This window comes from Burkholderia lata (assembly GCF_902499335.1).
In the GTDB taxonomy this organism is placed as follows: Bacteria; Pseudomonadota; Gammaproteobacteria; order Burkholderiales; family Burkholderiaceae; genus Burkholderia; species Burkholderia lata_B.
Map to the genome: position 1 here is coordinate 1 of NZ_CABVQK010000021.1, position 13,863 is coordinate 13,863.

A 13,863-nucleotide genomic window follows, 5' to 3' on the forward strand; every position below is an offset into this window, starting at 1 on the left:
CCCCTTCCGCGCCGCGTTTCCGTTAGCGCGAAAGAGGCGTGATTGTAGGCAGGCTCTTCGATCTGCGCAAGGGGTTTGAAGCAACTTTTTTACAAAAGCTGCAATTCGACCGGCCAGCCATGCATCGGCACGAGACCGCTTATGGTGCAAAGAACGGACTAGAATGTGAGGTTCTTCGCCTCTTTCTATATACGTCTTTAATATGCGCCAGCGAATCGCCAAACGCCTCCCCCCCGATGCCGACAAACTGGTCGGTCTGTCGCTTGCGCTCTTCGCGTCGGGCAGCCGCATCGAGGATCGCTTCTGGGAAGCGAAGCTCGACGCGCTGCTCGCCAAGATTGTCCGCAACGGCAACCAGACCACGCTCGACGCTGCGCTTGATCATCTTCAGCAGAATCATCCCGACGCCTACGGCGCGCTCGCCGACATGGCCGAGACGCACAGCGAGTCAATGGTGATCGAGCACGACGGCCAACCGTTCGATGCACTGCTGGTCGCCGTCCCGGTTCTCGCCTGGACGCGCTACATGATTCCGTCAGGCCCGCTCAAGGGTGACGTTGCCGACGCGCTGCGAACGCACCTGCAGGCTCACGTCCTTGCGACCGGCACCCTGGTCGGGCTTGCTCCGTTCCTCTACAGCATCGACCAGTTGCCGCGACACCACGTCGAGACATACCGGCTGGCCCAGCAGCTCGCACACGCGGCGATCAGCCAGCACACGCCCAAGCTCAGCTTCGGCGACCTGCCCGAAACCTCGCCGATCCTGGCCGACCCGCGCTTCCTGCTCGCCGTCGTCGCCGCGCCCACCGGCGCACCGCTATTCCGCTGGCAGGAAGAAGAAAGCGGCAGCCGGATCGAACGTGGCCAGTGCCTCGAGCAATGGACGGCCCAGGGCGGCCCGAACCTGTCGATCGCCCTGCCCGGCTGCGAGTTCGAATGCCTGCTTCCGGACGCGTACTATTCGGCCTGCCGGGATGCAGACGAACGCGTGCGTCCGCACACGGTGAGAACGGCCATTCGTTATCTTTTCGACACACTTGGTGCAGCACCGCAAGAGCTGCGCGCAGTGGTCGCCGGCTTCGGCGAACGTCGTATCGACGAGTACCGTGTCGGCTTCACGCGGCGTGCCAGCAACGACGTAATCTACGGCGTCGTGTGGCCGCTCTACGGCCGTGAAAACGGCGACGTGTCGATCGACAGCGCGACGCTCGAGGGCGAGGCACCGATCGAAGGTCCGGTCGAGGAAATCGTGAGCCTGCTGAAGGAATGCGGCGTAACCGACGTCCGGCGGCACGCGGGCCGATTCGAACCCGAATATTGCGATGACTGCGGCGTGCCGCTCTACGCGGATCCGCTCGGTGAAATCGTCCACGCGGAAATGCCGGAAGACGCGTCACCTGCCCAGCCGCACTTCCACTGACCCGTACAACAGGCCCTGACCGCCTGCCCGTCCAAAGCCGCTCACGGTTCCCGCCGGAGCGGCTTTTTTCTTGTCCGCCATCCCGCCGCCCGAAATTTCATACTTTTCCTAAGCCTTTCAGCCAAGCAGACATCGTGTAAGGTCTTTGTCATCATCAGACCCAAGGCATGCCAGACGGCAGATCAATGGCTCACATTACGGAGGTTGAATATGCGGTTCCTGATGCTCAATTCAGACGCCGAGCGGCGTGACGGACTGAAGGCCCTGTTGCGACAGATCGACCGTCACGCCGGCATCAACGATGCGCCCGACAGTTTTCACGCGCGCAGGCTGCTGCGCAACCAGCGTTTCGACCTCGTCGCGATCGACTGGCTCGACGTCGGCCGGCTCAGCGAACTTCAGGCGCTCTGCAGCGCGTGCTCGCCGACACCCGTCGCCGTCCTGGTCGACGAAACATCTCCGGAAGCCATTCAGCGCTTCTTCAACTACGGCGTCGCCGGCGTGATCCCGAATTCCACGCGGCCGCACCTGATCGTGCGTGCGCTCGAGATCGTGCTGCTGGGCGGGCACTACATCCCGCCGATCGCGCTCCGCCTGCTGCCTTCCACGGCTGCGGCGCGCTACGATGCCCATTTCCAGACACTTGCCGGGTCGCTTCCTCGCCGGCCGCCGAGCGGCCTCTTGTCGCCGCGGCAAGCGCAGATCATGCGCTTCGTCCACATGGGCAGTACCAACAAGATGATCGCCCGTACCCTCGGCATCAGCGAAGGCACCGTCAAGATCCACCTCGCCAGCATCTTCCAGCAGCTCGGTGCCGCCAACCGCGCCGCCGCGGTCGCGATCTACAACGGCTGGCTGTCGCCCCACCTCGAGGTGCTGCTGGCGAACCGCAGTCGCGCGCGCAAGCCGCCCATCGGCGAACACGGCCCGGTTCCGCTGCGTGCGCAACGGAACGACCGCCCGTACCCGTTGCCGGCCTCGATCGACGGCGCTCAGGACCTGCCGATAGCCGCCGAGCCGCCAGCGCGGTTCCGGCGCGAACGCTAGGCAAACAGTCTCGATATTGCGACGGTCGGCGTGTGCGGATTCCCACCTTTGATGCTCAACGAGTAATATGGACGCATGGGTTTTCTCTTCACACCGCTTCCGCTCTGGGTTGGCATCGGTGGCTGGATCGCCGCCGTGGGCCTGCTCGCGCTCGCGATCTGGAATCGTCCCTTCGTGCGCCTGCAGGACGCCACGCTCCAGCACGTGTGGCTCGCGCTCGTCACCGCCATTGCGGTTCTCTGGGCCTCGAATGCGTGGCTCGAAGATGGCATCGTCATGCATCTGCTTGGCGCGACGCTGCTCGTCACACTGTTCGACTGGACACTCGCACTGATCGCGATGGGCGCCGTCACGGCGGTCGCCGCGATCATCTTCGACGCGCCCTGGCAGGGCATTGGCCTGACCTATCTGATCTACGGCGCGCTGCCGGTCGCCGTATCGGCATTGCTGCAACGCGCCGCGCTCGCATGGTTGCCGCACAACCTCGCGTCGTTCATCACCGGTCAGGGATTCCTGTCGCCGGCCATCGCGATCGTCGCGGTCGCCGCCGCCGCGGCCGGGGTCCAGCTCGCGCTCGCGGATGGCGTGCCCGTCGTGATTCCGGCCGGCTACCTGCTGAACACCGCGCTGCTTGCACTCGGCGAAGCATGGTTCACCGGCATGGCGACGGCGCTCATCGCCGTCTATCGCCCCGCATGGGTCACGACCTTCGACGTCCGGCGCTATCGCCTCGGCGGCCCGCGCGCCTGAATTGCCCTCTGGCGGCGGCACCGTCATCACGTGCCGGCAGCCCCTCACGCAGTGCGGCAGAATGCGACATCTACTGCCGCACAACTTTTTTACGCTAAGATTGAACTCCGGTTCTTCATCGGGCATCTATACGTGCCCGATGTCTCATTCGCTCCTCACCAATAACCAGATGGACAGCTCTCCTGCGTCGCTCCGGATTTTCCGGGCGCTCGGCAAGCTGGCAGCCTGTATTGCGGGCCTGTCGCTTGCGCTTCCGACACCGGCATTCGCCGACCTGCTCGACCAGCGCTCCGAACTGATCAACAAATTCGTCAATGAAATGCATGCCGATCCGCTTGCCGCCGATTGTGCAGCGCACGGCAGCTTCATCGCCAGCACGTCGTCTGCCTTCGACCGCGTCGACTTCGCGCCGAACGCATTCGACAGCGGCAACGCGACGATCACGCCATGGAACGACTCGTTCGACCAGGGCAAGCAGCGCGTAAAGGTCGACAATATCGTCACCGTCGACGGCCTCGGCATCCACAGCGACGGCAGCGACCCGACACCGCTGAAATTCCGATGCGGCTACGTCGGTCAGCAAATGCTCGCGTTCAGCTGGAACGACCCGGTTCCGCCGCTGAAGCCGCGCGTCGAGCGCTCCTCTTCCTCGACGAAGAAATTCAAGGGCAAGACGCACCGAGGCAAGGCAAAGGCATCGAGCCGCACCGGCAGCAAGAAGGCCGTCGCAACGAAAAAGTCGAGCGGCCAGAAGAAGGTCGTGAAGAAGAAAACCGCGAAGAAGTCCTGATACGACGAATCGATATCGACAGAAGCAAAAAAAGCCGGGGCATCTCAGGATGCCCCGGCTTTTTTCATGGAGTGACGCTACGCTTACGCGAACGTGTCGACGTGCGCGAGGATCGCCGCCAGCATCGCCGCGCCGAGCGCCGCGCTTCGCTCGCCATTCCAGCCGACTCGCTCGTCGGGCAGGTTCGCGTTGTCCTTGAACGGCATCTCGAGCGTCAGCGACAGGCAGCCGAACTGGTGACCGATGTACTTCGACGCGAGCTTGAGCGCGTCCTCCTTGTACTTGCTGGCCGCATAGCCGTGCTCGGTCTGGAAGTCGGGGCTCGCGACCTTGAACGCTTCGATGAACGCGGTCTGCTCCTTGCCCTGCTGCTCGGTAAAGCTCGGCAGCATCTCCGAACCGGCAACGAACACGTACGGCAGATCCTCGTCGCCGTGAATGTCGAAGAACATGTCGCAGCCGATCGCATGGATCGCGTCGCGCACGGCCAGCACCTCGGGGCTGCGCTCGGCATCGGGCGCCATCCACTCGCGGTTCAGGTTCGCGCCCGCCGCATTGGTGCGCAGGTTGCCATGCACGCTGCCGTCCGGGTTCATGTTCGGGACGATGTGGAACGTCACGCGATCGTACAGCTTGCGCGCGACCGGATCGCCGGCCCAATCACCCCATCCGGCCAGCCGCTTGACGAGCCCTTCGACGAACCACTCGGCCATCGACTCGCCGGGATGCTGGCGCGCGATGATCCACACCTTCTTCTTCGGCGTGCCGTCGGTTTCCGGCGTGCCGAGCGTCAGCAGCGACATCGGACGGCCTTCGACCGTGCGGCCGAGTTCGGCGACGCTCGCCTGCGGCAACTGCTGGACAGCACCGAGAAATGCCGCGTGACGCTCTTCCGAGTACGGTTCGAAATACGCGTAGTAGATGCTGTCGAATTCCGGCGTATGGTCGATGGTCATTGTCTTGCCGTCGAACGTCGTCGGCACGCGGAACCAGTCGACCCGGTCATAGCTCGCCACCGCGCTGTAATTGCGCCAGCCCGACGGATACGCGCATTCGGCAGCATTCTCAAACGTCATCACGCAGCGCTCGCCGCGCGCGCCGGTCAAGCGGTAGTAAAACCATTGCGCGAATTCCGAGCGATTGTCGCCACGCACGCGCAGCCGAATCGCATCGGGACTGTCGCACGACACGACGTCGATTGCGCCTGCGTCGAAATTGCTGGTGATCGAAAGGGCCATCTGTCTCTCCTTGGGCGACCGGAACAGGCGGTGTAGCGCTTGCCCGGCCTCATGCATGCGCCGGCCGTCTCGTGAACGGCCGGCAGGGTCACTCGCCGACTCGCCGGCGATATACGTAATTCGAATCATTCGACGCAGCCGCATCGAACGCATAGCCTTCCGTCGCGAAATCCTTCAGCGCCTTCGGGTCGGTAATACGGTTCTCGACAATAAAGCGCGCCATCAGGCCGCGCGCACGCTTCGCATGGAAACTGATGATCTTGTAACGGCCGCCCTTCCAGTCCTCGAACACCGGCGTGATGACGGGCGCGGCCAGGAGTTTCGGCTTGACCGACTTGAAGTATTCGGTCGATGCACAGTTGACCAGCACGCGCGCCGCGCCGCTGCGCGTTTCGAGCTGTTCGTTCAGCGCCCGCGTGATGCGGTCGCCCCAGAACGCGTACAGATCCTTGCCGCGCGCGTTCGCGAAACGCGTACCCATCTCGAGCCGGTACGGCTGCAGCAGGTCGAGCGGACGCAACAGCCCGTACAGGCCCGACAGCACGCGCACGTGCTGCTGCGCATAGTCGAGATCGGCGGACGACAGCGATTTGGCGTCGAATCCTTCATATACGTCGCCGTTGAACGCGAGCACGGCCTGTTTCGCGTTCAACGGCGTAAAGGTCGTCGACCAGTCGGCGTAACGCTGGAAATTCAGGCGCGCGAGCGGATCGGAGATATCCATCAGCGTCGCGATGTCCTGCGGCGACAGCTTGCGCAGGCCGTCGATCAATTCCGACGCGTCGTCGACGAATGCAGGCTTCGTGTAAGACTGGACGTGCGCGGGCGTATCGTAGTCGAGGGATTTGGCTGGAGAGAGAACGATTATCATAGAGGCTCGCTGGCACGCCGTGCCTTGCGGTCAGACGAAAACCACCGATTGTAACGAATGACCCGCTCTCTCGCCCCACACGCCGCGCATCGCGTCGTGCTCGACTCGAACGTCTGGATCGACATCCTCGTATTCGACGACCCTGCTACGCGCCCGATCCGTGCCGCGCTCGAACGCGGCACGCTTGCCGCCGTGATCGACGGCCGCTGCCTGACCGAACTCGAGTATGTGCTCGATTATCCGCAGTTCCAGGCACGCGCTGTCGACAAGGCGGCTGCGCTCGCGACCGTCGCCCGTCTGGCGAGCCTCGTGGAGCCGCCGGCCGTCGACGCCGACGCGCCGCCGCTGCCGAAGTGCAAGGACCGCGACGACCAGAAGTTTCTTGAACTCGCCCGCGCCGCCCAGGCCGAGTGGCTCGTGTCGAAAGACCGCGCGCTGCTGAAGCTCGCGAAGCGCACCGCACGCGACTTCGGCTTCAGGATCGCGCAGCCCGCGCCCTTTGCCGAGGCTTGCGCGCTCGACGCCACGCCGGCCTGACGCACGCACCACCACCCGATTTCGACCGTATCGATGAACGCTCCTTCAGACATGCCAACGACTCCCGTTTTCCCCTCGCGCCTGCCGAACGTCGGCACGACGATCTTCACGGTCATGAGCGCGCTTGCCGCAGAAAAAGGCGCGGTGAACCTCGGCCAGGGCTTTCCGGATTTCGACTGCGATCCGCGCATCGTCGATGCGGTTGCCGGCGCGATGCGCAACGGACACAACCAGTATCCGCCGATGGCCGGTGTCGCGCCGCTGCGCGACGCGATCGCGGACAAGATCGCGCAGGTCTATGGCCGGCGCTACGATCCGGCGACCGAAATCACCGTGACGGCCGGCGCGACGCAGGCGTTGCTGACCGCGATCATGTGCACGGTGCATCCGGGTGATGAAGTGATCGTCGTCGAACCGACCTATGACAGCTACCTGCCGTCGATCGAACTCGCGGGCGGCAAGCCCGTGTTCGTCACGCTGGAAGCGCCCGACTACGCGATTCCGTTCGACCGTCTGGCAGCCGCCATCACGCCGAAAACGCGCATGATCCTGATCAACACGCCGCATAACCCGACGGGTACCGTGTGGCGCGAGGCGGACATGCGCAAGCTCGAGGAGATCGTGCGCGGCACCAACGTACTGATCCTGTCCGACGAGGTCTACGAGCACATGGTCTATGACGGCGCGCGCCACGAGAGCGTCGCGCGCTACCCGGAACTCGCCGCGCGCAGCTTCATCGTGTCGAGCTTCGGCAAGACCTATCACGTGACGGGCTGGAAGGTCGGCTATGTCGCGGCGCCTGCCGCACTGACCGCGGAATTCCGCAAGGTCCACCAGTTCAACGTGTTCACGGTGAACACACCGATGCAGATCGGGCTCGCCGACTACCTGCGCGACCCGGCGCCGTACCTGACGCTTGCCGACTTCTACCAGAAGAAGCGTGACTTCTTCCGGGCCGGCCTCGAGCGCACGCGCTTCAAGCTGCTGCCCTGCACCGGCACGTACTTCCAGTGCGTCGATTATTCGGCGATCAGCGACCTGCCGGAAGCAGAGTTCTCGAAGTGGCTCACGTCGGAGATCGGCGTGGCCGCCATTCCGGTGTCGGCGTTCTATCACGAGCCGCACGAATCGGGCGTCGTCCGGTTCTGCTTCGCGAAGCAGGAAAGCACGCTCGCGTCCGCGCTCGAACGGCTCGCCCGCCTGTAAGGCCCGCACGGGCGGCCGCACGCCGCCCGCCGGGAACCGCGCTTACGATCGCGCGACGCTCGTCGCGTCGATATACGCCTTGCGCTCGGCCGCCACGCGCTGCGCGGCGGGGCGCTCGCCCACCTTCTTCGCGTGCGCCTTCCAGTCGATGCCTGCGTCGAGCAGGAAATCGCGTCCGAATATGGCCTTCGTCGCCATGCCGATAACCGGTAGATGGACCCACGCGGCGATGTCCGCGAGGCTGAACGATTCGCCGAGCACATACGGCGAAAACTGCGTCATCTGCTTGAACGCCTCGATCGCGCGCGGCAGGCGCTTCTCGACGTGCGCCTTCATCCCGTCGCTGACCTTGCCGCCGAAAAACGCTTCGGTATAGACCTCGCGTGCCATCCATTCGAGATACAGCTCGAGCGTCTCGATCAGTTCGCGCACCTTCGCGCCTGCAAACGGGCTGGCCGGAAAAATGCCTTTCTCGGGATAGCGCGCGGCCAGGTACTCGATGATCACCTGCGACTCGAACAGCGCGCCTTCTTCGGTCTTCAGAAACGGAATCTTGCCGAGCGGCGAATCGACGAGCTGCGCCGGATCGCTGATCGGCAAACCGCATACCGACTCCTCGAACGGAATGTCGTGCTCGAGCAGGACGAACTTCACCTTGTTGTAATAGTTGGACAACGGAATACCGCACAGCTGTAGCATCGGAGTCTCCTTCCTTGCTGAAGCGCGGCCGCATCGACGCCGGCCGCATCGGGATTCATCGCGCTGAAAAGCACGTTCGTGCTAGTCTAAAGCAAGTTTTGCGTTCGTCACGACAACAATACATCCGCTACGACATCGGCCGCATCCGCGCACGCGATGCGCTCGCCGCCGCAGCCCCGCCATCCGATGGAGACACGCTCGCATGAGTGCTGAACTGCTGGCCTCGCGGCCGCCCGAGAGCGATTCGACGCTCGTCCTCACGCTATCCAATCCTGGCGCACGCAACGCGCTGCATCCCGACATGTACGCGGCCGGCATCGAAGCGCTCGCCACCGCAGAACGCGATCCCGGGATTCGCGCAGTCGTGCTCACCGGCGCCGATCGCTTCTTCTGCGCAGGCGGCAACCTGAACCGGTTGCTCGACAACCGCTCGAAGGATCCGTCCTACCAGGCCGACAGCATCGATCAGCTCGCCGCATGGGTGACGGCGATCCACGCTTCGACGAAGCCCGTGATCGCGGCGGTCGAAGGCGCCGCGGCCGGTGCGGGTTTCTCGCTCGCGCTCGCGTGCGACCTGATCGTCGCCGCGCACGATGCGAAGTTCGTGATGTCGTACGCGCGTGTCGGCCTGACGCCCGACGGAGGCGGTTCGTGGTTCATCGCGCGCGCGCTGCCGCGTGCGATCGCGGCCGAAATCCTGTTCGAAGGCAAACCCGTCGCAGCCGAACGTCTGCACACGCTCGGCGTCGTCAACCGGCTCGCCGTGCCGGGCGCGGCACTGACCGACGCGCTGGCATGGGCCGATGCGCTCGCCGGCATCTCGCCGAATGCGCTCGCGCGCATCAAGTCGCTGCTCGACGACGCAACGATGCAACCGCTCGACGCGCATCTCGAGACCGAGCGCGATCATTTCGTCGCGTCGCTGCATCATGCGGACGGGCTCGAAGGCATCACCGCATTTCTCGAGAAACGCCAGCCCCGCTACAAGCGCTGAACCGTCGCGCGGGCTTTCGAATTGACGCGTCGCCACCGCATCGACCCGATGCGGCACGGCGACGCCCCCTTCTCGACGACTCGGGACGACACGCGATCGCCCCCGTCGCCATGTCGCTCAACATGCGCGCACACGCATCGGCACGCACATTTCCGTCGCCAGCAACTCTCATCGATCCATGCTCTAATGACCGCCTGTCGCGGCGCTGCCGGCGCCGTTTCCGCGCATGCAACACAGGAGTTCACGATGATCGACGTCTATAGCTGGGCGACCCCGAACGGCCACAAGGTGCACATCATGCTCGAGGAAACGGGCCTCGCCTATCGTGTCCATCCGGTCGATATCGGCGCAGGCGACCAGTTCAAGCCGGAATTCCTGCAGATCAGCCCGAACAACAAGATCCCCGCGATCGTCGATCCGGAAGGCCCCGGCGGCCAGCCGATCTCGCTGTTCGAATCGGGCGCGATCCTGATCTACCTCGCGGAAAAGACCGGCAAGTTCCTGCCGACCGATCCGGCCGCACGCTATGCGACGATCGAATGGCTGATGTTCCAGATGGGCGGTGTCGGCCCGATGCTCGGGCAGGCGCACCACTTCCGCCTGTATGCGCCGGAGAAGATCGAGTATGCGGTCAACCGCTACACGAACGAGGCGAAGCGCCTGTACAACGTGATGGACAAGCGTCTCGGCGAATCCGAATATCTCGCAGGCGATACGTACACGATCGCGGATATCGCGACGTTCCCGTGGACGCGCTCGTGGCAAAACCAGGGCATCGTGCTCGACGAATTGCCGAACGTGAAGCGCTGGTACGACACCATCGCCGCACGACCGGCCGTGCAGCGCGGCGTCGAAGTGCTCGCATCGATGCGCAAGGCACTGCAGGACGACAAGGCACGCGAGGTGCTGTTCGGCGCGACGCAATACGCGAAGCACTGACGGGCATGTGACGGGCGGCGCCGCATCCGAGCATGCCGCGCCCCGCTTCAGAAGTAATGCAGCGTGATGAATTCCGCCGCGCAGACAGACAGCGGCGCATCGGGACGCTCGACCTGCATCGTCACCGACCACGTCACCTGCACACCGCCCCGCGCGGCCTCGGCGGTTTCCTTTACCGCAAACAGCGCACGCACACGCGCACCGACCGGCACCGGCTTCAGGAACCGCACGCGGTTCAGTCCGTAGTTCACGCCCATCTTCTGCTCGAAACGCATCGCATCGGCCATCAACGCAGGAATCAGCGACAGCGTCAGAAACCCGTGCGCGATCGGGCCGCCGAATGGCGACTCGCGCTGCGCGCGTTCGGGATCGACGTGAATCCATTGATGATCGCCGGTCGCATCGGCAAAGCCATCGACACGGCGCTGGTCGATCGCGAGCCAGCCGCTCGCGAGCGGCTCTGCACCGACACGCGCCTGCAGCGCCTGTGCCGATGCGATCAGCGGCAAGGTCACGTCGGTCATGCGTGCGTGCCTCCCGGATGACGCAGCCCGAAGATCACCTTGCTATGCACGGTGATCACCGTCTCGCCGGCACTGTTCACGCCGACCCATTCCGTCGACACGATGCCGCGGTCGGGCTTGCTCTCCGACACGCGCTTGTCGTGGACCTTCTGATACATCGTGATCGTGTCGCCGGCGCGCACCGGCTTGAGCCAGCGGATCGAATCGATACCGGGCGAGCCCATGCTAGTCGAGTCCGACCCGAGCTTCTTGATGAGCAGGCTCATGAACACCGAACACGTATGCCAGCCGCTCGCGACGAGCCCGCCGAAATGCGATGCCTTCCCCGCTTCTTCGTCGAGATGGAACGGCTGCGGGTCATAGCGTTGCGCGAACGCCTTGATGTCGTCGGGTTCGAACGTGTAACGGCCCACTTCGGTGGTACTGCCGACCACCAGGTCTTCGTAACTGATGCCCACTGGGTGTCTCCTTGTCTGGCGCGCTTGCGCGTCGCCGTCATGCCGCGTCGGCCTGCGCGAAATCGGGCAGCGCCGCGATGCGCGCAAGATGATGATCGGTGTCGCCGAGCGTCGTCTCGATGATGGTCAGCCGCTTGAACAGGTGTGCAGCGGCGACCTCGTTGGTCACGCCCATGCCGCCGTGCAGCTGAACGGCCTGCTGGCCGACGAAGCGCGCGGCGGCGCCGACACGCGCTTTCGCGGCCGACACGGCCTTACGCCGCGCATCGGCATCGCCGCTCGCGTAGCGTACGGCTGCCAGGTAGGTCAGCGAACGCGCCTGCTCCGCGTGGATCAGCATGTCGACCATCCGGTGCTGCAACGCCTGGAAACGCGCGATCGGCACGCCGAACTGTTCGCGCGTCTTCGTATATTCGACCGTCGCGCGGTTCAGTTCGTCGAGCGCACCGACCGCTTCCGCACACAGCAGGAACGTCGCGTAATCGGCAACCTGCTCGAGGGCTGCAGCGTCGCGCGCACCGCCCGTCAGCAGTCGCGCCGGCGTTTCATTGAACCCGATCGTCGCGGCACGCTGGCCGTCGATCGTCCGGTAATCGACCACCTTCGCGTTCGCGGCATCCCGTTCGACGACGAACAGACCGATGCCGCCGCCGTCGACACGCGCTGGCACGATCCACGCATCCGCCTGTGCACCATGCTGAACGACCGACTTCGTGCCGGTCAGCTGGTACGTGCCGCCCTGCTCGCGCGCATGCGTGTCGAGTTCGAACAGGTCGTAGCGCGCATGCGGTTCGTGGAACGCGACCGCCACACGCTTCTGCCCCTGCGCGACCGCCTCCAGCAGCGCCGCATCCTCACCGGCGCCGGAGCCGGCGATGCGCAAGGCCTCGACGCCCACCGCCGTTGCCCAGTACGGCTCGATCACGAGCGCACGGCCTAGCTCCTGCATCACGACCAGCATGTCGACCGGGCCGCCGCCGAAGCCACCCTGTGCGTCCGGCACGGGCAGCGCGGTCAACCCCAGTTCGGCGAATGCGCTCCATTGCGTGTCCGACACACCCGCGTCGCTGCGCACGATTGCCTGGCGTGTGTCGAAGCCGTATTGCTCGCCGAGATAACGGCGCAGCGCGTCGGCGAACTGCTGTTGCTCATCGGTAAAGCTGAAATCCATGGTTGTCTCCGTTCCCTGATCACAGCCCCAGAATCATCTGCGCGATGATGTTCTTCTGGATCTCGTTCGAACCGCCGTAGATCGACGTCTTCCGGTAATTGAAGTAGTACGCGGCAAGCGGTGCCGCGTCGTCGTCGCCCGCGACGCTGTGCTCGCGCTGCCCGTCGAGGAACGGTACGTCGAACGGTGCGGCGAGCGGGCCGATCGCGTCGACCATCAGCTCGGTGAGCGCCTGCTGCACTTCCGTACCCTTGATCTTCAGCATCGACGCCTCGGGGCCCGGCCCCTTCCCGCTCGTCTCGCGGCTGACGACGCGCAGCACCGTCACCTCGAGCGCCATCAGCTCGACCTCGAGCGCCGCGACCTTCGCGGCGAACACGGGATCGGCGAGCAACGGCTTGCCGTTCTTGCGCTGGTTCGACGCGACCCGCTTCAGGAACGCGAGCTCGCGCTTCGACGCGCCGACACGCGCGATACCGGTGCGCTCATGGCCAAGCAGGTATTTTGCGTAGGTCCAGCCGCGGTTCTCGTCGCCGACGAGATTCTCGACCGGCACCTTCACGTCCTCGAAGAACACCTCGTTGACCTCGTGGTCCTCGTCGAGCATGACGATCGGGCGCACCGTGATGCCGGGCGTCTTCATGTCGATCAGCAGGAACGAGATGCCCTCCTGTTTCTTCGCGGCCGGATCGGTGCGCACGAGGCAGAACATCATGTCGGCGTACTGGCCGAGCGTCGTCCAGGTCTTCTGGCCATTGACGACGTAGTGGTCGCCCTGACGCTCTGCGCGCGTGCGCAACGATGCGAGGTCGGATCCCGAACCCGGCTCCGAATAGCCCTGGCACCACCAGTCCGAGCCGTCTAGAATGCGCGGCAGATAATGACGCTTCTGCGCTTCGCTGCCGTATTTCATCAATACCGGCGCGACCATCGATACGCCGAACGGCAGCACGGTCGGCGCACCGATTCGCGCGCACTCCTCGTCCCAGATGTGCCGTTGCGTCGCGTTCCAGCCCGGGCCGCCATATTCAACCGGCCAGGCGGGCGCGGACCAGCCGCGCTGGCCGAGAATCCGGTGCCAGCTCGCGAAATCCTCGCGGTCGAGTCGTTTGTGATCGAGTACCTTGGCGCGCAGTGCGTGAGGCAGGTTGGCCTCAAGCCAGGCGCGGACGTCGACGCGGAACGCGTCGTCCGAGGGGGAATAATCCAGATCCATGCG

16 protein-coding genes are annotated in these 13,863 nt (G+C 64.6%); 9 read left to right on the forward strand and 7 right to left on the reverse strand.

The features are described from left to right. The first annotated feature begins 202 nt into the window (after positions 1-202). The 4 genes from BCO18175_RS36870 to BCO18175_RS36885 all read left to right on the forward strand — a co-directional run bounded on the left by BCO18175_RS36870 (position 203) and on the right by BCO18175_RS36885 (position 4,007). Positions 203-1,420, forward strand: coding sequence for a DUF2863 family protein (locus BCO18175_RS36870; protein WP_174988493.1), 1,218 nt, complete (start codon positions 203-205; stop codon positions 1,418-1,420). A 210-nt stretch (positions 1,421-1,630) separates the two neighbouring features. After that, positions 1,631-2,467, forward strand: a complete 837-nt coding sequence (locus BCO18175_RS36875; RefSeq protein WP_174988495.1) for a response regulator transcription factor — start codon at positions 1,631-1,633, stop codon at positions 2,465-2,467. A 75-nt stretch (positions 2,468-2,542) separates the two neighbouring features. Continuing rightward, the gene (locus BCO18175_RS36880) at positions 2,543-3,217 is read left to right on the forward strand and encodes an energy-coupling factor ABC transporter permease (protein WP_174988497.1); all 675 of its coding nucleotides are present in this window, start codon (positions 2,543-2,545) and stop codon (positions 3,215-3,217) included. Between the two features lie 139 nt (positions 3,218-3,356). Next, entirely contained in the window at positions 3,357-4,007 is a 651-nt protein-coding gene (locus BCO18175_RS36885) for a BspC domain-containing protein (protein ID WP_174988643.1), read from the forward strand. An 83-nt stretch (positions 4,008-4,090) separates the two neighbouring features. On the opposite strand, the gene BCO18175_RS36890 is transcribed toward BCO18175_RS36885, so the two are convergent. Together BCO18175_RS36890 and yaaA are read right to left on the reverse strand one after the other, a co-directional pair. Continuing rightward, positions 4,091-5,245 (reverse strand): M14 family metallopeptidase, encoded by a 1,155-nt coding sequence (locus tag BCO18175_RS36890; RefSeq protein WP_174988499.1) that lies wholly within the window; start codon positions 5,243-5,245, stop codon positions 4,091-4,093. A gap of 88 nt (positions 5,246-5,333) precedes the next feature. After that, positions 5,334-6,116, reverse strand: a complete 783-nt coding sequence (gene yaaA, locus BCO18175_RS36895) for a peroxide stress protein YaaA (protein WP_174988501.1) — start codon at positions 6,114-6,116, stop codon at positions 5,334-5,336. Between the two features lie 57 nt (positions 6,117-6,173). Here yaaA and BCO18175_RS36900 point away from each other — a divergent pair, with 57 nt between their 5' ends. Continuing rightward, on the forward strand, positions 6,174-6,653 hold the full coding sequence (locus BCO18175_RS36900; protein WP_166960603.1) for a putative toxin-antitoxin system toxin component, PIN family: 480 nt from the start codon (positions 6,174-6,176) through the stop codon (positions 6,651-6,653). Between the two features lie 33 nt (positions 6,654-6,686). Then, a complete protein-coding gene (locus BCO18175_RS36905) occupies positions 6,687-7,859 on the forward strand; it encodes a pyridoxal phosphate-dependent aminotransferase (RefSeq protein WP_174988503.1) in 1,173 nt (390 codons plus the stop codon). Positions 7,860-7,901: 42 nt separating this feature from the next. Here BCO18175_RS36905 and BCO18175_RS36910 read toward each other — a convergent pair whose 3' ends face one another. Continuing rightward, positions 7,902-8,558, reverse strand: coding sequence for a glutathione S-transferase (locus BCO18175_RS36910; RefSeq protein WP_174988505.1), 657 nt, complete (start codon positions 8,556-8,558; stop codon positions 7,902-7,904). Positions 8,559-8,572: 14 nt separating this feature from the next. Here BCO18175_RS36910 and BCO18175_RS36915 point away from each other — a divergent pair, with 14 nt between their 5' ends. The 3 genes from BCO18175_RS36915 to BCO18175_RS36925 all read left to right on the forward strand — a co-directional run bounded on the left by BCO18175_RS36915 (position 8,573) and on the right by BCO18175_RS36925 (position 10,491). Further along, entirely contained in the window at positions 8,573-8,764 is a 192-nt protein-coding gene (locus BCO18175_RS36915) for a hypothetical protein (protein ID WP_174988507.1), read from the forward strand. Beyond that, positions 8,761-9,552 carry an oxepin-CoA hydrolase, alternative type gene (locus tag BCO18175_RS36920; RefSeq protein ID WP_174988509.1) on the forward strand — a complete coding sequence of 264 codons (792 nt, stop codon included), beginning with the start codon at positions 8,761-8,763 and terminating at the stop codon, positions 9,550-9,552. Before BCO18175_RS36915 ends, BCO18175_RS36920 begins: the two co-directional genes overlap by 4 nt. Before the next feature lie 246 nt (positions 9,553-9,798). Further along, on the forward strand, positions 9,799-10,491 hold the full coding sequence (locus tag BCO18175_RS36925) for a glutathione binding-like protein (protein ID WP_174988511.1): 693 nt from the start codon (positions 9,799-9,801) through the stop codon (positions 10,489-10,491). Positions 10,492-10,538: 47 nt separating this feature from the next. Here BCO18175_RS36925 and BCO18175_RS36930 read toward each other — a convergent pair whose 3' ends face one another. The 4 genes from BCO18175_RS36930 to BCO18175_RS36945 are packed head-to-tail and all read right to left on the reverse strand — an operon-like array spanning position 10,539 to position 13,860. Then, positions 10,539-11,015, reverse strand: a complete 477-nt coding sequence (locus BCO18175_RS36930; RefSeq protein WP_174988513.1) for a MaoC family dehydratase — start codon at positions 11,013-11,015, stop codon at positions 10,539-10,541. Next, complete coding sequence (locus BCO18175_RS36935) at positions 11,012-11,473, reverse strand: MaoC family dehydratase (RefSeq protein WP_174988515.1); 462 nt, start codon at positions 11,471-11,473, stop codon at positions 11,012-11,014. Before BCO18175_RS36935 ends, BCO18175_RS36930 begins: the two co-directional genes overlap by 4 nt. Positions 11,474-11,510: 37 nt before the next feature. Beyond that, the gene (locus tag BCO18175_RS36940; protein ID WP_174988517.1) at positions 11,511-12,644 is read right to left on the reverse strand and encodes an acyl-CoA dehydrogenase family protein; all 1,134 of its coding nucleotides are present in this window, start codon (positions 12,642-12,644) and stop codon (positions 11,511-11,513) included. A 19-nt stretch (positions 12,645-12,663) separates the two neighbouring features. Then, complete coding sequence (locus BCO18175_RS36945) at positions 12,664-13,860, reverse strand: acyl-CoA dehydrogenase family protein (RefSeq protein ID WP_174988519.1); 1,197 nt, start codon at positions 13,858-13,860, stop codon at positions 12,664-12,666. Positions 13,861-13,863 lie beyond the last annotated feature (3 nt).

Coding starts and splice junctions, on each gene's coding strand:
- BCO18175_RS36900 (WP_166960603.1), top strand. CDS start 6,174: ATGACCCGCTCTCTCGCCCCACACGCCGCGCATCGCGTCGTGCTCGAC.
- BCO18175_RS36870 (WP_174988493.1), top strand. CDS start 203: ATGCGCCAGCGAATCGCCAAACGCCTCCCCCCCGATGCCGACAAACTG.
- BCO18175_RS36890 (WP_174988499.1), bottom strand. CDS start 5,245: ATGGCCCTTTCGATCACCAGCAATTTCGACGCAGGCGCAATCGACGTC.
- BCO18175_RS36925 (WP_174988511.1), top strand. CDS start 9,799: ATGATCGACGTCTATAGCTGGGCGACCCCGAACGGCCACAAGGTGCAC.
- BCO18175_RS36940 (WP_174988517.1), bottom strand. CDS start 12,644: ATGGATTTCAGCTTTACCGATGAGCAACAGCAGTTCGCCGACGCGCTG.
- BCO18175_RS36945 (WP_174988519.1), bottom strand. CDS start 13,860: ATGGATCTGGATTATTCCCCCTCGGACGACGCGTTCCGCGTCGACGTC.
- yaaA (WP_174988501.1), bottom strand. CDS start 6,116: ATGATAATCGTTCTCTCTCCAGCCAAATCCCTCGACTACGATACGCCC.
- BCO18175_RS36875 (WP_174988495.1), top strand. CDS start 1,631: ATGCGGTTCCTGATGCTCAATTCAGACGCCGAGCGGCGTGACGGACTG.
- BCO18175_RS36920 (WP_174988509.1), top strand. CDS start 8,761: ATGAGTGCTGAACTGCTGGCCTCGCGGCCGCCCGAGAGCGATTCGACG.
- BCO18175_RS36930 (WP_174988513.1), bottom strand. CDS start 11,015: ATGACCGACGTGACCTTGCCGCTGATCGCATCGGCACAGGCGCTGCAG.
- BCO18175_RS36905 (WP_174988503.1), top strand. CDS start 6,687: ATGAACGCTCCTTCAGACATGCCAACGACTCCCGTTTTCCCCTCGCGC.
- BCO18175_RS36910 (WP_174988505.1), bottom strand. CDS start 8,558: ATGCTACAGCTGTGCGGTATTCCGTTGTCCAACTATTACAACAAGGTG.
- BCO18175_RS36880 (WP_174988497.1), top strand. CDS start 2,543: ATGGGTTTTCTCTTCACACCGCTTCCGCTCTGGGTTGGCATCGGTGGC.
- BCO18175_RS36885 (WP_174988643.1), top strand. CDS start 3,357: ATGTCTCATTCGCTCCTCACCAATAACCAGATGGACAGCTCTCCTGCG.